Source organism: Curtobacterium sp. 'Ferrero' (genome assembly GCF_002412165.1).
GTDB lineage: Bacteria > Actinomycetota > Actinomycetes > Actinomycetales > Microbacteriaceae > Curtobacterium.
On the sequence record NZ_NXIA01000004.1, the window covers coordinates 185,830 to 203,016 of the forward strand.

A 17,187-nucleotide genomic window follows, 5' to 3' on the forward strand; every position below is an offset into this window, starting at 1 on the left:
CCCCGCCCTCCTGACAGGACCCGCACCCGCATGACGTCTCTCCTCCCCACCTCCATCGTCGGCAGCCTGCCGAAGCCGTCCTGGCTCGCCGAGCCCGAGAAGCTCTGGTCGCCGTGGCAGCTCGACGGTGCCGCGCTGACCGAGGGCAAGCAGGACGCACTCCGGTCCGCCGTGCACGAGCAGGAGCGCCGCGGCATCGACATCGTGTCCGACGGCGAGCAGACCCGGCAGCACTTCGTCACGACGTTCATCGAGCACCTCGACGGCATCGACCAGGAGCGCAAGGAGACGGTCCGGATCCGCGACCGGTACGACGCCGCCGTGCCGACCGTCGTCGGGGCCGTGAGCCGCCCGGCGCCGGTCTTCGTCGAGGACGCGAAGTTCCTCCGCGCGCAGACCGACCGGCCGATCAAGTGGGCGCTCCCCGGCCCGATGACGATGATCGACACGCTCTCCGACCAGCACTACAAGAGCCGCGAGAAGCTCGCGTGGGAGTTCGCCACGATCCTCAACGAGGAGGCGCGGGAGCTCGAGGCAGCGGGTGTCGACGTCATCCAGTTCGACGAGCCCGCGTTCACCGTCTTCCACGACGAGGTGCAGGACTGGGGCGTCGCCGCGCTCGAGCGCGCTGCCGAGGGCCTGCGCACCGCCGAGACCGCCGTGCACATCTGCTACGGGTACGGCATCGAGGCGAACAACAGGTGGAAGGAGACGCTCGGAGCCGAGTGGCGGCAGTACGAGCAGTCGTTCCCGCTCCTGCAGCGGTCGTCGATCGACATCGTCTCGCTCGAGTGCATCCACTCGCACGTGCCGCTCGACCTCGTGGAGCTCATCCGCGGCAAGAAGGTCATGCTCGGCGCGATCGACGTCGCAACCGACGCCGTCGAGACCCCGGACGAGGTCGCCGAGGTGCTGCGGCGGGCGCTCGAGTTCGTCGACGCGGACAAGCTCATCCCGAGCACGAACTGCGGCATGGCACCGCTGGCGCGGGACGCAGCGCTCGCGAAGCTCGGTGCGCTGTCCGCTGGTGCGGACATCGTGCGGGCCGAGCTCGTCGACTCCGCGGTGCCGGCCGGTCGCTCGGTCTGACCAGCCGCACCGCGCAGCACCGGGCCACGCACTGCGGGACGGGAGGCACGGGTCCAGGCCCCGCCGCGCCTCCCGGCCGGTCCTGGTCGCGTCAGCGACCGCGTCGCCCTGCGATCCGTCGCGTCGGCGCTTATGCCGGGCACCGTGGTGGCCCTGGTCACCGTGCTCCTCGGAGTACCGGACCTGGCACTCCTGCTGGGCTGGGTGGTCGCTGCCGCGGTCTTCCTGGTCTGGGCGTGGTCACGAGCCTGGCCCGCCGACCCAGGGACCACCCGCTCGCTCGCTCGACACGAGGACCGGTCGCGTCGAGTCGTCGACTCGCTCATCATCACCGCGACGCTGCTCAGCGTGGTCCTGGTGGTCCTCGCGCTCGTGCGCAGCCAACAGAAGGACCCCGTCGGATCGGCGGCTGCGATCCTCGCGGTGATCGGGGTCGTGGCCGCCTGGGCGTTGATCAACACGGTCTTCGCCTTCAAGTACGCACGCATGTACTACCTCGACGACCACCATCGCTTCGACTTCGACCAGGACGAAGACCCGGCGTACAGCGACTTCGCCTACACGGCCTTCTCGATCGGGATGGCGTACACCGCTGACAGCATCACGCGTTCCTCGACCCCGTCGCGGCGCGTCGCGATGGCCCACGCGCTCCTGTCCTCCTTTTTTCGGGACCTTCGTGGTCGCCGTCGCGATCAACCTCATCACGAGCCTCACCCAGGGCGGCTGAGCGGACGACGCCGACCTCGGAGGGCAGCAGGAGATGTGCGGGTCGGGCACGTCGGTGCGGCGGGATCACGAAGCGGCCGGGAGGCCCCGCTGCGGTCCGACAGACCCGCAGCGTCGACCCGGGCTCACCCCTGCGCTCGCGCGCGCTCGCGTCTACGGGCGACGAACCACGCTGCCGGTCCGATGATCGGGACGAACAGGATGACGAGCGCCCAGGCGAGCAGGCTCCAGCCAGTCACGGTCCTGGACAGGAGCAGCGACACGAACGCTGCACACGCCAGGATCACGGTGCCGAGAGCCCCGGCGATGAGCACGCCGTCGAACGCTGACGGGACGAGTGGATTCATGATCTTCTCCTCGACGAGAGACGCCGACTCATTCCCAACGATTGGCGGTCAGCGCACCGTTGCCTCGCGCACTGAGCCGCTGCAGCGCTGAATAAGTGCTCCAGGCGACCGTTCCCCCCGGAGTGAGCACCCCACGCTCCACGACCACCTTGCACTTGGCGGTGGCCTGTCCACCGCTGACGTAGCCGCTGCTCTTGGACGTCGCCACTTCGGTGAAGGGTTGGATGTTCCTGACGACCGTGCACGAATACCCGAGCATCTTCGTCGCTGTTGCGCCCCGGTACTCGTAGGACATCGACACCTTGGTCTCGGTGAGCTTGATACCTGCGAAGGCGAACCACTGCGTCCCCCACGACGATCGCGAAGCCGCTCTGCCGACCGGCCCGCTCTCGTTCGGAGCATCCACTCCCCACGCGAAATCCCCCGTCCGAACGCCCACACCGAGCGCATCGTTGTTCGAGGAGGCAAGGGTCGCCGACGCAACAGTCGGATCCGTGAAGAAGGCGGCGAGTTCCTCGCGCTGGTCAGGATCGAGTTCGTCGAACGCCGCGACGTCGGACCGAGCCCGGGAGGAGACGAGCTCTGACCGGATCGTCGCCAGCACTGAGGACCGCACCTGCGAGATCTGCGCGTCTCTGGTGTTCGGCGCAGCAGCTGCAGCATCTGCAGGCCCGCCTCCCAAGCTGCAGGTGGCCACCACGACGCACGCTGCGCCGATCGCGATCAGCCGGCCGAGAAACGATGAGTTCATGACGGACTCGCTCCCCTCCGGCACCGGCGCCGGCGCCGGAATCCTGGTCGGCCTCGGTGCCGACCTCGTTCATCGAACCATTGGTACACTACATCTGCAACATCACGGTCGGGTTAAATGCCATCGCGATCACCAGGTCAGCTCGGCATCGGCATGGAGCCGTCCGGCTTCGACCGCAGATCGGTCCGAACCGTGAACGACGCGGCCGCCGACGGCTGCGTCCCGTCCGATGCCGGCAGAGGTCCTCGACCACCCGTCGCGTCCACAGCGTCCACCGCATGCTCGGCCGGCGGCCCGGCCTGGAGGCGCGGCTGCGGTCCGACGCGGTCGTCCCGTCCGCACGGACGTTGCGTCTGCACTGCACGACCGCGGCTTCGCCGTGCCGATCAATGGCGTCCATGCCGAGCGTCAGGCGCGGGGCGTTGACTGCGTCCATGATCCCCAAGAGCCTCATCCACCTCGTCGAGGGCGCGACGGTCCGTGACCGTGACGGCACGTCGATCGGCAAGGCGACGCAGGTGTTCCCCTCCGACGAGGACGGGAGCGCCGCCTACGTCAGCGTCGCGACGGGCCTGCTCGGCAGGCACCACAAGCTCGTCCCGGTCGAGGACGCGACCCTCGACGGCACCGACCTGCACGTCGGGTACACGAAGGACGCGATCGCGGGTGCGCCGTCCCTCGGGTCCGGACACACGATGTCTCCGGCCGAGGAGAACGCCGTCCGCAAGCACTTCGGGCTGTCCGCCGTCGGAGCAGCCATCGGGGACATGGGTGACCCGAACGAGAACCTCGACCAGGCCGGGACGGGTCCTGCCGGCGCGGATGACACCGAGGGAGCCGGGACGACTCCGCCCGCGTGAGTCCTGGCGGGGCGACGAAGCCCGCTGATGGGCGATCCCGAGGCGCATCCGCGGGTTCCCATCCCGCCAACGAAGCGTTCTCATGAGCGTCGTTCCGGGCCTCCTCGCGACGCCGACGGCGTCGAGCACGTCGAAGGAGGACGATCGTCGCGTGGACACTCAGTCACAGCGCCGCGAGCACCCACGTCGCCACGACGAGGGCACGCGGAACGAGCTCGGGCTCTCTGACCTCACTCATCCCGACACATTGCGGGCGCACCGTGGCGAGTTCTCGCCCGGGACCGCCCGTCATGGACGTCGACGGTATTCCAGGGCGGAGGATCACTGCCCGTCGTTGTCCGGCATCGTCGATGGCAGGCTCCGCCGGCCGTGCTCCTCACGCAGGATCGCCCAGGTGTCGACGCTCGTCCATTCGCCCTTGAACCAGTCCGCATCGACCGCGCGGCCCTCGTGTCGCAGGCCGAGCCGCCTGAAGAGTCGTGCCGCGGCGATGTTGCGCGCGTCCGTCATCGCGATGACTCGGTGCGCCCCCTGCTCGAGGAAGAGACCGTCGATGAGCCGGCGGAGTGCCTCCTGGCCCGCTCCGATGCCCTGCCACCGGGGTGCCAGGGTCACGCCGAGCTCGTACGTGTCCGGCTGGTCCGCGACGGCATGCACGGCCACGTCTCCGACGAGCGAAGGGGCGTCACGCTCGTGGACTGCGATCTGGAGCCAGTCGCCTGAGCCCGGGAGGAGCCCTGCAGGTTGGTCGGCGATGAGCGCGTCGGTGTCCGCTCCGGACCAGTCCGACGTCCAGGACTGGAACCGGACGACGTCGGGGTCACGGCGGTAGGCAGTGAAGGCCAGCCGATCTGCTGCGCTGAGCACGCTGAGGACGAACCGCTCCGTCGGGATGGGGAATCGGATCACAACGGGGACGCTACCGCCGTCTTCGGTGCGGCCGTGCGGTGCCGCGACATCTCTGCCCTCCGCGTTCGGCATGTTCCCCGTCGCGCCCGAGGTTCACTTCGGCTGCGCGGCGAAGTCGACGACGGTCGTGGCGAGGGCGAACAGGGCGACGATGGTGACCATCGCTGCTGCTCCGTACATCCACGCGCGACGACGGGCACGACGGCGGCGTTCAGCGACGGACGCCCAGAGCACGATGCTGACGACGGCGGCGATCGGGAAGCCGATGAAGGCGACCGATCCGGCGGTGTCGTTGCACCTCCCCTCCCCACACGCGTCGAAGGCGAGCATCGACAAACCCACCCCGAACCAGCCGACGGCGAACATCGGCAGGCTCAACCCGAACAACGTCAGGGTGACCGCGAGATCCTTCCAGCCCGCGGGAGTCTGGATCGAGTGCGCGTGGCGGTCACGGCGCCCGAACGGGTAGAGATCGCCGCCGCCGTCGTCCTGCCTCATGGCTCCAAGTGTGCTGCCTACCAGGCCGGCGATGTCCAGCTCGATCCCCGCACGGCCGCCGACGGCGGTTGGCTGACGTCAGTCAGTCACGTTACCGAGGACGTGACTCCCTCCCCTCACGTGAAGTCCCGCTTCGACGTCGGTGTGATCGTCGGAAGCCTCCGCGCTGCGTCCGTGACTCGGCGACTCGCCGAGGGGCTCATTCGCTCCTCGCCCGCATCGCTCACCATGCGGCCGATCGAGATCGGTGACCTGCCGCTCTCCAACATCGCCCCGGTCGAGGACGCGACCCTCGACGGCGCCGACCTGCACGTCGGGTACACGAAGGACGCGATCACGGGTGAGCCGGCCTTCGGGTCAGGCACCACGAATCTTCCTCGGCGGGTCGTGGCGATCAAGAGCCGACGTGCGCTCCCGGCGGTCCAACACCTGATCAGTCCGGAGGGCACGCTGGCTCGGTCAGGTGGCGAGGTACCCGCGCTGCGCAGATGGAACGCCCTGGCGGGAGCTCGCCGTGTTCGTGCTCGTACGCACACTCACTGCACGTCGCACTCTCGACGTTGCCGCTGCCGGGGTGCTCAGCCCACGGATGTCTGCACGCCGGGCAGACAGTGTGCCGAAGGCGCTTCGACACCGCCCGGTGGCCGAGGATCACTGGCGCGGACCCGATCCACGGCCGCCATCGCCACCGGCGGCGAACCGCGATCGGCGTCTCGCCGACTTCGAGGAGCACCCGTGCCCGTCGAGACGTGGTCACGACGACCTCGCACGGGATCACACCGCGGAGCGTCACCGCGGTCGCGGTCACGTCGATGGACTCGAGGACGAGCTCACCGGTTCCACCAGCACTGTCGACGAGGACGTCCACCACGTCGGACACCGTGAGCGTCACCGGAAGCCGCACCGTGCCGGCGCTGGTGTCGTGTTCGAGGACCGATCCGTGCAGCATCAGCTGCCCGTCGACCGCACTCGCCGCAGTGACGTCGAACGTCGCGTCGTCGAGCTGGTCGAGGGAACGGAGGGGCACAGCGTGATCCTCGCAGAAGACGGGCCGCTCGGAACGTGCCGACCAGATCGCGCTCGATCTCACGTCTCGCAGGCAGCTACTGTGTGAGCGTGTTGTCCCGCCCGTCACAGGAACCTCCGCCTCCGCTCCCGGCGGGCGTCGAGGCAGGCTTGTACCTGTTGCGACTGCCGGATCACCCGAATGATCTCGCGGGGTACCTGTCCGTCCGTCCAGACCACACGTTCGTCGAAGAAGGGCCCTGGTGGCGCCGACGTCGGGTCCGTCCGAGTCTGGTCGGTGAGTGGCACGTCGACTTCTGGGACTTCGACACGCTGCGGGCTTGGCCCGATGGGTCCCTGTCGTACGGCATCAGCGACGGGATGCCGTTCGGCGCTGCCGGGTTCGAGCAGCTCACGTCCGGGACCTTCCTGCTCCACGGGATCCTGTTCGACGTCGAGCGGGTCGATCCCGCGGAACGTCCGAACGAGTTCGGCGCGCATTTTCACTTCCTCGACCGAGCGGAGTGGAGGCGCAGCAGGAGCCGGAGATGATCGTCGAACGCATTCGTGGCGGTACGGCGCGCATCTACGATCCCGGACTTGAAATGTAACGCTTTGCATGCGAGCCTATGGATCCTGGCAACGACGCCAGCAAGGAGGATCCAGTGAAGCTCTTCACGACCCATCGCCCTGTCGGCATCGCGACCATCGCGATCGCTGTCACCGCGCTCTTCACCACGACTCTGGGCGCAGCTCCAGCGGACGCAGTGCCCAGAGGAACACCTGTGCCGTCCTCAGCCCTCCCGCCTCAGGTCACCACGGCCCTCGAAGCCGCCATCGACGCCACGGGCACCTTCGACGGAAGACGGGCGATCAGCGCGGGCGTCACGCCGTCCACCGCGGATGACTTCGCGACCGGGTGGGCAGCCGCCGGGAAGCCGACACGGAACGCCACCATCGACCAGGTTGCGATCGCCGAAGTCCGCGACGCGCTCCCCTCGCTGCGCGCCTGCAGCGGCAAGAACCGATGGGACTACACGGGGATCCAACTCAACGTCTACCTCGACTCCTGCAACACCACTCGAGTAGCCGGCATCCTCGGAACAGCCGGAGGCGTCACCGCCGCGGCAGCAGCGATCACCGCCGTCACCGGCATCGGCCTCGCAGTCGCCGGGACGTTCGCGGGGCTCCTCGCCATCGCCGGCGGCATCGTGACGATCTGTTCGGCCCGGGGGAAGGGCGTGGTCATCCACAACATCCCGCCGGGTCCGGCGGTGTGGTGCAACGGACAGTAGCCGGACACCGGAACCATGCAGATGAAACGCCTCTCGCTCACACTCAGGATCACGGGTTTCCTCGCGGCTGGAGCGTGCATCGCGCTCGGGATCGCAGCCTGCTTCACCGCTGAGCGGAGTAGCGCTCCGCAACTCGCGTTCGGCGCCACCGTGCTGGGGATCGTCAGCGTCATCGCCGTGCTGATCGGGAACAGCCTGCTCGAACAGAGACACCGCCCACCCTCCCGATGAGCCGACCGGACAATCGGCCGGTCGCGTCGATGACCCTCGGACCGCGTCCGGAACCCGAAACGGAAGAACGCCCCGCCGGCCGAAGCCAGCGGGGCGTTCCCCACGAGTCGGACCGAGATCAGAAGTCCCAGTCCTCGTCCTCCGTCACGACCGCCTTGCCGATGACGTACGACGACCCCGACCCCGAGAAGAAGTCGTGGTTCTCGTCCGCGTTCGGCGACAGCGCGGACAGGATCGCCGGGTTCACCTCCGTGAGCTCCTTCGGGAACATCGGCTCGTACCCGAGGTTCATCAGCGCCTTGTTCGCGTTGTAGTGCAGGAACTTCTTGACGTCCTCGCTCAGCCCGACCTCGTCGTAGAGGTCCTGCGTGTACTGCGTCTCGTTCTCGTACAGCTCGAACAGGAGCGAGAACGTGTAGTCCTTGAGCTCCTGGCGCTCGGCCTCGGTGACCTGTTCGAGACCTTTCTGGTACTTGTAGCCGATGTAGTACCCGTGCACGGCCTCGTCGCGGATGATGAGGCGGATGAGGTCGGCGGTGTTGGTCAGCTTGGCGCGCGAGGACCAGTGCATCGGCAGGTAGAAGCCGGAGTAGAACAGGAACGACTCGAGCAGCGTCGAAGCGACCTTGCGCTTCAGCGGGTTGTCGCCCTGGTAGTAGTCCATGACGATCTGGGCCTTCTTCTGCAGGTTCGGGTTCTCCTCGGACCAGCGGAAGGCCTCGTCGATCTCGGGCGTCGACGCGAGGGTCGAGAAGATCGACGAGTAGCTCTTGGCGTGCACCGACTCCATGAACGCGATGTTCGTGTAGACGGCCTCTTCGTGCGGGGTGATCGCGTCGGGGATGAGCGACACGGCGCCGACGGTGCCCTGGATCGTGTCGAGCAGCGTGAGGCCGGTGAAGACCCGCATCGTCATCGTCTGCTCGGCCGGCGTCAGCGTGTTCCACGACTGGACGTCGTTCGACAGCGGCACCTTCTCGGGCAGCCAGAAGTTGTTGACGAGGCGGTTCCAGACCTCCACGTCCTTGTCGTCCTGGATGCGGTTCCAGTTGATCGCCTGGACCCGATCAATGAGCTTCAGCTTCTCGACCAACGCACGTTCCTTTGATTACTGACTGACGAAGATGCGGACTGGAGGCGCGGTGCGGGGCCGCCCCGCGCCTCCAGTCCGGAGGATGATCGCGTGAGCGATCAGAGCATGCAGCTGACGCAGCCCTCGACCTCGGTGCCCTCGAGCGCGAGCTGGCGCAGACGGATGTAGTAGATCGTCTTGATGCCCTTGCGCCATGCGTAGATCTGGGCCTTGTTGATGTCGCGCGTGGTCGCGGTGTCCTTGAAGAACAGCGTGAGCGACAGACCCTGGTCGACGTGCTGGGTGGCGGCGGCGTAGGTGTCGATGATCTTCTCGGCACCGATCTCGTACGCGTCCTGGTAGTAGTCCAGGTTGTCGTTCGTCATGAACGGCGCCGGGTAGTAGACCCGACCGAGCTTGCCTTCCTTGCGGATCTCGATCTTCGACGCGATCGGGTGGATCGAGGACGTCGAGTGGTTGATGTACGAGATCGACCCGGTCGGCGGCACGGCCTGGAGGTTCTGGTTGTAGATGCCGTGCTCCTGGACGGACGCCTTCAGCGCCTTCCAGTCGTCCTGCGTCGGGATGGCGATGTTCGCGTTCGCGAAGAGCTCCGCGACACGGGCCGTCGCCGGCGTCCACTCCTGGTCGGTGTACTTGTCGAAGAACTCGCCCGACGCGTACTTCGAGTCGCGGAAGCCGTCGAAGGTCTCCCCGGTCTCGATCGCGATCTTGTTCGACGCCCGCAGCGCGTGGAACAGCACCGTGTAGAAGTAGATGTTCGTGAAGTCGATGCCCTCGTCGGAGCCGTAGTACACGCGCTCACGAGCGAGGTAGCCGTGCAGGTTCATCTGGCCGAGGCCGATGGCGTGCGACTTGTCGTTGCCGTCCTCAACCGAACGCACCGACGAGATGTGCGACATCTGCGACACCGAGGTCAGGCCGCGGATTGCGGTCTCGATGGTCTTGCCGAAGTCCGGCGAGTCCATGGTGAGCGCGATGTTGAGCGACCCGAGGTTGCAGGAGATGTCCTTGCCGATCTCCTTGTAGGAGAGGTCCTCGTTGAAGGTTGTCGGGGTGTTGACCTGCAGGATCTCCGAGCACAGGTTGGACATGTTGATCCGACCCTTGATCGGGTTGGCCTTGTTCACCGTGTCCTCGAACACGATGTACGGGTAGCCCGACTCGAACTGGATCTCGGCGATGGTGGTGAAGAAGTCACGCGCCTTGATCTTCGTCTTCTTGATGCGCGAGTCGTCGACCATCTCGCGGTACTTCTCGGAGATCGGCACGTCGCCGAACGGGATGCCGTAGACCTTCTCGACGTCGTACGGCGAGAAGAGGTACATGTCCTCGTTGTTCTTCGCGAGTTCGAACGTGATGTCCGGCACGACGACACCGAGCGACAGCGTCTTGATGCGGATCTTCTCGTCCGCGTTCTCGCGCTTGGTGTCGAGGAACCGCATGATGTCCGGGTGGTGCGCCGACAGGTAGACGGCACCGGCACCCTGACGCGCACCGAGCTGGTTGGCGTACGAGAAGGAGTCTTCCAGCAGCTTCATCACGGGGATGATGCCCGAGGACTGGTTCTCGATCTGCTTGATCGGGGCGCCGGCCTCGCGGATGTTGGAGAGCAGCAGGGCCACCCCGCCGCCGCGCTTCGAGAGCTGCAGCGAGGAGTTGATGCCGCGCGAGATCGACTCCATGTTGTCCTCGATGCGGAGGAGGAAGCAGGAGACGAGCTCGCCGCGCTGTGCCTTCGCGGTGTTGAGGAACGTCGGGGTCGCCGGCTGGAAGCGACCGGCGATGATCTCTTCCACGAGGTCGATCGCGAGCTGCTCGTTGCCCTGCGCGAGGCCGAGGGCGGTCATCACGACGCGGTCCTCGAAGCGCTCGAGGTAGCGCTTGCCGTCGAACGTCTTGAGCGTGTAGCTCGTGTAGTACTTGAACGCACCGAGGAACGTCTGGAACCGGAACTTCTTCGAGTACGCCAGGTCGTTGAGCCGCTGGATGAACTCGAGCGAGTACTGGTCGATCGTCTCGCGCTCGTAGTACTCGTTCTCGACCAGGTAGTCGAGCCGCTCCTTCAGGTTGTGGAAGAAGACGGTGTTCTGGTTGACGTGCTGCAGGAAGAACTGCTTGGCGGCCTCACGGTCCTTGTCGAACTGGATGTTCCCGTCCGAGTCGTAGAGGTTGAGCATCGCGTTGAGGGAGTGGTAGTCCATCCCCGTCTGCGGCGACGTCAGATCGACGTCTGCAACTGCTGCGTCCAAAATGCATCCAATCCAGTGTTGACGGCCTGCACGTCGTCAGGCGTTCCGAAGAGTTCGAAGCGGTACAGGAGGGGAACGCCGCACTTCTGCGCGATGACGTCCCCGGCGAGCCCGTAGGCGTCGCCGAAGTTGGTGTTGCCCCCGACGATGACGCCCCGGATGAGGGAACGGTTCTGCTCGTCGTTCAGGAACTTGATGACCTGCTTGGGGACCGCACCGTGTCCGTTCCCGCCGCCGTAGGTCGGCAGCACGAGCACGTACGGCTCGTCGACCCGCAGGAAGGGGTCGCTCGGGAAGAGCGGGATCCGGTCTGCCGGCCGGCCGAGCTTCTCGACGAAGCGGGCCGTGTAACCGGACACGCTCGAGAAGTAGACGAGGCGGCTCATCGTGCGCTCCTTGGTGAGAGGTGCGGACAACAGATCGGAGGGCGGGTGCGTCACCGGTTCCGGGAGGGACGGCGACGCACCCGGGAGGTCACGCGAGCTCGGCGCTGAGGGTCGCGATCTTGTCGGGACGGAAGCCCGACCAGTGGTCGTCGTCGGTCACGACGACGGGGGCCTGCAGGTAGCCGAGGCTCTTGACGTGCTCGAGCGCGGCTTCGTCCGTCGAGACGTCGTGCACTTCGTACTGGATGCCCTTGTTGTCGAGGGCCCGGTACGTCGCGGTGCACTGGACGCAGGACGGCTTGGTGTAGACGGTGACGGCCATGTTCTCCCCTGGTGTTCTTGCTGGTGTTCTGCTTGCTGTGGAGTGGTTCTGATGCCTGTCCGCAGTCGTGTCCGAGGAGGGCCGCTGCGATGGCTCCACACTACATCTAGTGGCTGGCCGCTGCACCGACCACAAGAGAAAGTGTTACAGCCGTGTAGTTCTCCACAACGTCGTCCACAGTCTGTGGATTCCCGAGAGGCCCGGGATTCCGCCAGTCTCCGCCCGACCACCGACACTTCCCCACACCCGTGGACAGTCCCGATCCACATCTGTGGAAACGTTCGGTCGGCGTGTCGCGGAACCCTGCTCGCACCCCCGCCGGACACCCTGCACACGAGCGGCCCGCGCACACGTCCCCGACCGGGGGCCAGCCCCGTCCGTCCGGTCCGTACACTCGTCTCGTGAGCGCGTACGGCACCCTCCTGAAGACCCCCGGCGTCGGCCGGGTGATCGCCGCGCAGCTCACCGCCCGGTTCCCGTTCGGGATGCTCTCGCTGGCCTACCTGCTCCACGTCGAGCACGTCTTCGACTCGTACGGCGCCGCGGGTCTCGTCCTCGCGACGACGAGCATCGGGCAGGCGATCGCGGGACCGCTCACCAGCCGGTGGATGGGCAGCTGGGGCATGCGCCCGGTGCTGATCCTCACGAGCATCGTCGCGCTCGCGAGCATGGGGGTCGTCGGCTTCGTGCTGATGCCGCTCTGGGGGTACGTCGTCGTCGGGTTCATCGGCGGACTGGCCGTCCCGCCCGTGCAGCCCGCTGTGCGGACGATCTACCCGAAGATGGTGACCTCCACGCAGCTCACCCCGCTGTTCTCGCTCGACGCCAGCGCACAGGAGCTCATCTGGGTGGCCGGGCCGGTCATCACCACGTTCGTCGCGACCCAGGTCGGCACGGTCGAGGCGATCGTCGTCGCGATGGCGTTCCTCGTCATCGGCGGCGTCTGGTTCATCGCCTCCCCGGAGCTCGGCCGCGTCCGCATCCCGCGGTCGAAGCGCGCGTTCGGCGTCGTCCTGCGCCGCCCCTCGGTCGTCGTCGCCACCCTCACCGGTCTGCTCCTGATCGGGGCCTGCGCCGCGGTCGAGGCGAGCGTCACGAGCGTGTTCGGTGAGGGCAGCCCGAACGCCGGCATCGTCCTGGCGGTCTTCGCGATCGGGTCGCTCGTCGGCGGCCTCGCGTTCGGCCACCGCCCGATCTCGCCGAACACCCTCTGGACCCGCATGGCGATCGTCTTCGTCGGACTCGCGCTCGCGGTCGGCGGGACGGACTTCTGGTGGCTCTGCCTGGCGCTCGTGATCGCCGGCGCGGGCATCGCCCCGGCCCTCGCGGTCATGTTCGGCTCGGTCTCCGCCACCGTGAAGTTCTCCGACACGGCCGAGGCGTACGGCTGGATGGGCACCGGACAGCTCATCGGCGCCGCCGGCGGCTCCGCGGTCGCGGGCTTCCTGATCGACCTGCACGGTCCGACGGGCGGGCTGATGGTCGGTGCGGGCATGGCCGCGGTCGGTGTGCTGCTCCCCCTCGTGTCCAAGCGCTGGCTGCCCGATCTCCGTGGCCGCGACGCCAGCCCCATCCCCGACACCGAGCCGGTGAACCTCCCCACGTAGGCACGACCCGCTCCACGAAACGCGCGCGTTTCGACACCGCACACGTCGATCGACGCGCGGGACGTCGATCTCGTGGTGCGGGCACCGGCCTGGAGGCGCGGCGCACCCCCGCCACGACCGGCAGGATGGGTGCATGGTCACCTCGGTCCCCCTCCGCGACGGCGCGTCGATCCCCGCGATCGGCTTCGGCGTCTACAAGGTCGACGACGCCGCAGCCGAGACCGCGGTCGGGCTGGCGCTCGACGCCGGCTACCGGCACGTCGACACCGCCGAGATGTACGGCAACGAGACCGGCGTCGGGAAGGCGATCCGCGCCTCCCGGCTGGACCGTGACGACGTCTTCGTGACGACCAAGGTGTGGAACGACCACCAGGGTCGCGACGCGACCCTGCGGGCGTTCGACGCCAGTCTCGACCGGCTCGGGCTGGAGACCGTCGACCTGTACCTCATCCACTGGCCCGCCGCCGCGAACGACCGGTACGTCGAGACGTGGCGCACGCTCGTCGAGCTCCGCGACTCGGGCCGTGCGCGCAGTGTCGGGGTGTCGAACTTCCAGGTGCCGCACCTCGAACGGATCATCGCCGAGACGGGCGAGGCGCCGGCGGTGAACCAGGTCGAGCGGCACCCGTGGCTGCCGCAGCACGAGCTGCTGGACTTCCACGCGCCGCACGGCATCGTGACCGAGGCGTGGTCGCCGCTCGGCCGCGGACGGCTCATCGACGAACCGGTGCTGACACGGATCGCCGACGCGCACGGGGTGAGCGTGGCGCAGGTCCTCGTGCGGTGGAACGTGCAGCAGGGCGTCGTGGTGCTGCCGAAGTCGGTGACGCCGTCGCGGATCCGGTCCAACCTCGACGTCGACGGCTTCGTGCTGACCGAGGAAGACCTCGCGGCGATCGCGACCCTCGAAACCGGGCAGCGGACGGGGTCGCACCCGGACTCGGTGTCCTGACGCGCGTACGTTCTCCGTGGTGAACGATCCTCGACAGACTGCGCGCGAGCACCTCCGACCGGACGAGCAGCTGTACTGGGCGGGGACGAGCGACCCGGGGAAGCTGTTCGGACCGCGGGACGGCTTCCTGGTCCCGTTCTCGCTCATCTGGACCGGGTTCGTGGTCTCCTCGCTGATCGGCATCCCGAGGAGCGCCGGCGTCGGACCGGAACTGGTGATCCCCGTCGCGCTGACGCTGGTCGGCCTCCACCTCGTGTTCGGCCGTTTCCTCGTCAAGGCCCACCGCAAGCGCACGACCGTCTACGCGGTCACCTCCCGCCGGGCGATGATCATCACACCTCGAGGCCTGCGCGAGGTGCCGATCGGCCGCACCGACCGGACCATCACCTGGAGCGGCGGCCGTCGACACTGCTCCGTCGAGTGGAACGCCGGAGATCCCCGCGGGGCGGCGGCGCTCCTCGGCGGTGCGGCGGTCACCCGGATCTACGCGAACACCGGACTCGACGGGTTCTTCGGCCCGCAGTTGTTCGCCTTCTGGGACGTCCGCGACGGTGACGAGCTCGTCCGTGCGCTCGACCGGGTGGCGGGCTAGCCCCGGCGGTCCTCCTCCGACTGCCACGGCAGGTTCAGGTCGCCCGGCTCCGGCTCCACGTCACCGGCGTCGTCCGCGCCCCCGGTGCCGGGAGCCGCGACGATACGCGACGGATCGATCCCGTCCGCCTCCAATTCGGCGCGATCCCGCTGCTCGGTCTGCGCCGCCACCGTCTCGCGCTCGCTCGACGGGCTGTACGACGTGTCCGCCGCGCGCTGCGTCCGGTCGTCCACGCCGTCGGCACCCTCGTGCCGTGCCGCGTCGCGCAGCTCGTCGCTGCGGGCACGGTCGTCGGCGGGCTCAGGGCGGTCGGGGATGCTGTCGCTCATGCGGAGGACAGTAGGCCGACGCCCCCGGTGACGTTTCGGTCACGACGGCCCTCATCCGGTTCGCGTCCGGTTAGGGTCGTCGCGAGGGGGAACCACATGGGACGCACGACCGGGGCGATCGCCCTGCTCGGGGTGACGACACTGCTGCTCAGCGGGTGCTCGGTGTTCGGCGGTGACGACGCCCTGCCCCGTCCGACGCTCGACCGGACGGCGAGCGCCGCGCCGACCGGTGGCACGCAGGACGGGGGCCGGACCGAAGCCTCGTCGGACTCCGGGGACACCGCTGGCACCGTGTCGAAGTCGTCGATCCCGGTCGGGACGGTCGTGGCGCGGACCGATGCCGTCTCGAAGTCGGGCGACACCCGAGTGCACGTCGAGGTGGTCGCCGACCAGGGCGGCACGTTCGAGGGTCGCCTGTCCGGCTACCGCACGACGAACCCGCAGCGGATGACCGTCGAGTTCCTCCGGAACGCCACGCTCGGCGAGTACGTCGGCGGGGGCAGCGGCATCGGCTCGACGACCTGGGACCCGTCCGAGGCCGCACCGACGTCCGTGCCGCTCGACGAGGCGGGGACGCACCCGGACTGGCTGCACGACGTGGTCCTCATCCCGACGTCCTCCCCCGACGACGGCAACGCGGACGCCCCGTCCTGGATCGGCACCGCGCTGGCGGTCGGCGAGCTCGACTGGACGCTGCCGAACCCGTACCCGGACTTCCGGTTGACGCTGGGCGCAGCACGGCCCGGCGCCTACGGCTACGTGTTCGACCACTCCGGCGAGCTCATCACCGCGACGGACGGGACCGACGCCCGTGCGCGGTCCTACCAGGTCGCCCACGGTGACGACCAGACCACGGTCGCGAAGCGCTTCGGGATCTCCATCGCGCAGCTCAGGTGGCTCAACCCGACGATGCGGGTGCGCAACGACGGCTGGATCGACGAGGGCACGACGCTGAACCTCGACCCGTCGACCCGCTGAGCCGGAGCAGGTCCGGCGAGACGAGGTGTCGGGCGCTGTCGCCGTGGTCCGTTACGCTCGACCGGCACGCCGCACCACCCAGGAGGTCCCACCGTGACGATCGTCGCCGCCGCTGACGGCTCCGCCCTCGGCAACCCCGGCCCCGCAGGCTGGGCCTGGTACGTCGACGACGACCGCTGGGCCGCCGGCGGCTGGCCGCGGGCGACGAACAACCAGGGCGAACTCACCGCGGTGCTGCAGCTGCTCCGGGCCACGAAGGGCACGGGCGAGCCGCTGCGCATCCTGTGCGACAGCCAGTACGCCATCAAGGCCTGCACCGAGTGGCTCGCCGGGTGGAAGCGGAAGGGCTGGCGCAAGGCCGACGGCAAGCCGGTGCTCAACGTGGAGATCATCAAGGAACTCGACGCCGAGCTCCAGGGCCGCGACGTCACGTTCGAGTGGGTCCGCGGTCACGTGGGGCACGAGATGAACGAGGCGGCCGACGTGCGAGCGCGCGGTGCGGCGACCGCGTACCAGAACGGCACCGAGGTCCCGCACGGGCCGGGCTGGCCGGGTGTCGAGGTCACCGAGCCGGAGCCCGTGCCGGAGGCCACTCCTCCGGCGACGCTGTTCTGACGACGCTCCCCGTGCCCCGACGGCCGAGCCACCAGGACCGGGCAGTACGACGCGGCTGACTCAGTAGGTGCCGTCGCGGCGGTCCTGCTGCGTGATCCGCTCACCCGACGCGGGGTCGACACCGGACCGGGTGGTCGTCGTGGTCCGACGTCCGCCGAACCCCACCGCCAGGCTGATGATGAGCAGGACGACGCCGGCGGCCATCAGGATGTAACCGATCAGGCGGAGGTCGATCCCGGCGACCTGGTAGTTCACGGCGAACGCCACGATGGCGCCGATCACGATCAGGGCGATGCTCGATCCGATGCGCATGGCTGGTCCTTCCGTCGGGCTCCGTGCACGGGTCGGCG

At 68.2% G+C, this 17,187-nt stretch carries 21 protein-coding genes and 1 pseudogene; 11 read left to right on the forward strand and 11 right to left on the reverse strand.

The features are described from left to right. The first annotated feature begins 30 nt into the window (after window positions 1–30). On the forward strand, window positions 31–1,089 hold the full coding sequence (locus Csp2054_RS06230; protein WP_096898431.1) for a methionine synthase: 1,059 nt from the start codon (window positions 31–33) through the stop codon (window positions 1,087–1,089). Between the two features lie 132 nt (window positions 1,090–1,221). After that, window positions 1,222–1,743: pseudogene (locus tag Csp2054_RS18715) on the forward strand (DUF1345 domain-containing protein); the annotation flags it as partial. A 197-nt stretch (window positions 1,744–1,940) separates the two neighbouring features. Here Csp2054_RS18715 and Csp2054_RS17690 read toward each other — a convergent pair. Next, window positions 1,941–2,162, reverse strand: a complete 222-nt coding sequence (locus Csp2054_RS17690; protein ID WP_141399154.1) for a PLDc N-terminal domain-containing protein — start codon at window positions 2,160–2,162, stop codon at window positions 1,941–1,943. Window positions 2,163–2,190: 28 nt separating this feature from the next. Then, complete coding sequence (locus Csp2054_RS17695; protein WP_141399155.1) at window positions 2,191–2,913, reverse strand: hypothetical protein; 723 nt, start codon at window positions 2,911–2,913, stop codon at window positions 2,191–2,193. A gap of 434 nt (window positions 2,914–3,347) precedes the next feature. Between Csp2054_RS17695 and Csp2054_RS06240 the strand changes: the two genes are divergently transcribed. After that, window positions 3,348–3,773 carry a hypothetical protein gene (locus Csp2054_RS06240; protein WP_096898433.1) on the forward strand — a complete coding sequence of 142 codons (426 nt, stop codon included), beginning with the start codon at window positions 3,348–3,350 and terminating at the stop codon, window positions 3,771–3,773. A gap of 321 nt (window positions 3,774–4,094) precedes the next feature. On the opposite strand, the gene Csp2054_RS06245 is transcribed toward Csp2054_RS06240, so the two are convergent. The 3 genes from Csp2054_RS06245 to Csp2054_RS06260 all read right to left on the reverse strand — a co-directional run bounded on the left by Csp2054_RS06245 (window position 4,095) and on the right by Csp2054_RS06260 (window position 6,207). Further along, on the reverse strand, window positions 4,095–4,682 hold the full coding sequence (locus Csp2054_RS06245) for a GNAT family N-acetyltransferase (protein ID WP_176491584.1): 588 nt from the start codon (window positions 4,680–4,682) through the stop codon (window positions 4,095–4,097). Between the two features lie 93 nt (window positions 4,683–4,775). Beyond that, complete coding sequence (locus Csp2054_RS06250) at window positions 4,776–5,180, reverse strand: hypothetical protein (RefSeq protein ID WP_096898435.1); 405 nt, start codon at window positions 5,178–5,180, stop codon at window positions 4,776–4,778. Window positions 5,181–5,613: 433 nt separating this feature from the next. Continuing rightward, window positions 5,614–6,207 carry a hypothetical protein gene (locus Csp2054_RS06260; protein WP_096898437.1) on the reverse strand — a complete coding sequence of 198 codons (594 nt, stop codon included), beginning with the start codon at window positions 6,205–6,207 and terminating at the stop codon, window positions 5,614–5,616. Window positions 6,208–6,356: 149 nt separating this feature from the next. On the opposite strand from Csp2054_RS06260, the gene Csp2054_RS06265 reads away from it, so the two are divergent. From Csp2054_RS06265 to Csp2054_RS06275, 3 genes are all read left to right on the forward strand, one after another. Beyond that, entirely contained in the window at window positions 6,357–6,737 is a 381-nt protein-coding gene (locus Csp2054_RS06265; RefSeq protein WP_096898438.1) for a hypothetical protein, read from the forward strand. A gap of 233 nt (window positions 6,738–6,970) precedes the next feature. Next, window positions 6,971–7,480 carry a hypothetical protein gene (locus tag Csp2054_RS06270; protein WP_096898439.1) on the forward strand — a complete coding sequence of 170 codons (510 nt, stop codon included), beginning with the start codon at window positions 6,971–6,973 and terminating at the stop codon, window positions 7,478–7,480. A gap of 15 nt (window positions 7,481–7,495) precedes the next feature. Beyond that, the gene (locus Csp2054_RS06275; RefSeq protein WP_096898440.1) at window positions 7,496–7,711 is read left to right on the forward strand and encodes a hypothetical protein; all 216 of its coding nucleotides are present in this window, start codon (window positions 7,496–7,498) and stop codon (window positions 7,709–7,711) included. A 118-nt stretch (window positions 7,712–7,829) separates the two neighbouring features. Here Csp2054_RS06275 and nrdF read toward each other — a convergent pair whose 3' ends face one another. From nrdF to nrdH, 4 genes are all read right to left on the reverse strand, one after another. Next, window positions 7,830–8,804: a class 1b ribonucleoside-diphosphate reductase subunit beta gene (gene nrdF / locus Csp2054_RS06280; RefSeq protein WP_096898441.1), complete on the reverse strand. Its 975-nt coding sequence runs from the start codon at window positions 8,802–8,804 to the stop codon at window positions 7,830–7,832. Window positions 8,805–8,902: 98 nt separating this feature from the next. Further along, window positions 8,903–11,008, reverse strand: a complete 2,106-nt coding sequence (gene nrdE / locus Csp2054_RS06285; RefSeq protein WP_096898442.1) for a class 1b ribonucleoside-diphosphate reductase subunit alpha — start codon at window positions 11,006–11,008, stop codon at window positions 8,903–8,905. A 17-nt stretch (window positions 11,009–11,025) separates the two neighbouring features. Further along, complete coding sequence (nrdI, locus tag Csp2054_RS06290; protein WP_096898443.1) at window positions 11,026–11,442, reverse strand: class Ib ribonucleoside-diphosphate reductase assembly flavoprotein NrdI; 417 nt, start codon at window positions 11,440–11,442, stop codon at window positions 11,026–11,028. 88 nt (window positions 11,443–11,530) lie between these two features. Continuing rightward, window positions 11,531–11,764 carry a glutaredoxin-like protein NrdH gene (gene nrdH, locus Csp2054_RS06295; RefSeq protein WP_022904483.1) on the reverse strand — a complete coding sequence of 78 codons (234 nt, stop codon included), beginning with the start codon at window positions 11,762–11,764 and terminating at the stop codon, window positions 11,531–11,533. 401 nt (window positions 11,765–12,165) lie between these two features. Here nrdH and Csp2054_RS06300 point away from each other — a divergent pair, with 401 nt between their 5' ends. The 3 genes from Csp2054_RS06300 (at window position 12,166) to Csp2054_RS06310 (ending at window position 14,915) form a co-directional block, all read left to right on the forward strand. Beyond that, window positions 12,166–13,371, forward strand: coding sequence for an MFS transporter (locus Csp2054_RS06300; protein WP_096898444.1), 1,206 nt, complete (start codon window positions 12,166–12,168; stop codon window positions 13,369–13,371). A 133-nt stretch (window positions 13,372–13,504) separates the two neighbouring features. Then, window positions 13,505–14,323, forward strand: coding sequence for an aldo/keto reductase (locus tag Csp2054_RS06305; RefSeq protein WP_096898445.1), 819 nt, complete (start codon window positions 13,505–13,507; stop codon window positions 14,321–14,323). Between the two features lie 19 nt (window positions 14,324–14,342). Then, on the forward strand, window positions 14,343–14,915 hold the full coding sequence (locus tag Csp2054_RS06310; RefSeq protein ID WP_096898446.1) for a hypothetical protein: 573 nt from the start codon (window positions 14,343–14,345) through the stop codon (window positions 14,913–14,915). On the opposite strand, the gene Csp2054_RS06315 is transcribed toward Csp2054_RS06310, so the two are convergent. Continuing rightward, the gene (locus Csp2054_RS06315) at window positions 14,912–15,244 is read right to left on the reverse strand and encodes a hypothetical protein (protein ID WP_096898447.1); all 333 of its coding nucleotides are present in this window, start codon (window positions 15,242–15,244) and stop codon (window positions 14,912–14,914) included. The genes Csp2054_RS06310 and Csp2054_RS06315 overlap by 4 nt on opposite strands. Before the next feature lie 96 nt (window positions 15,245–15,340). Between Csp2054_RS06315 and Csp2054_RS06320 the strand changes: the two genes are divergently transcribed. Then, a complete protein-coding gene (locus Csp2054_RS06320; protein WP_096898448.1) occupies window positions 15,341–16,222 on the forward strand; it encodes a LysM peptidoglycan-binding domain-containing protein in 882 nt (293 codons plus the stop codon). Between the two features lie 93 nt (window positions 16,223–16,315). Further along, window positions 16,316–16,837, forward strand: a complete 522-nt coding sequence (locus Csp2054_RS06325) for a ribonuclease H (protein ID WP_096898449.1) — start codon at window positions 16,316–16,318, stop codon at window positions 16,835–16,837. Between the two features lie 60 nt (window positions 16,838–16,897). On the opposite strand, the gene Csp2054_RS06330 is transcribed toward Csp2054_RS06325, so the two are convergent. Beyond that, window positions 16,898–17,149 (reverse strand): DUF6458 family protein, encoded by a 252-nt coding sequence (locus Csp2054_RS06330; RefSeq protein WP_096898450.1) that lies wholly within the window; start codon window positions 17,147–17,149, stop codon window positions 16,898–16,900. Window positions 17,150–17,187: the final 38 nt, after the last annotated feature.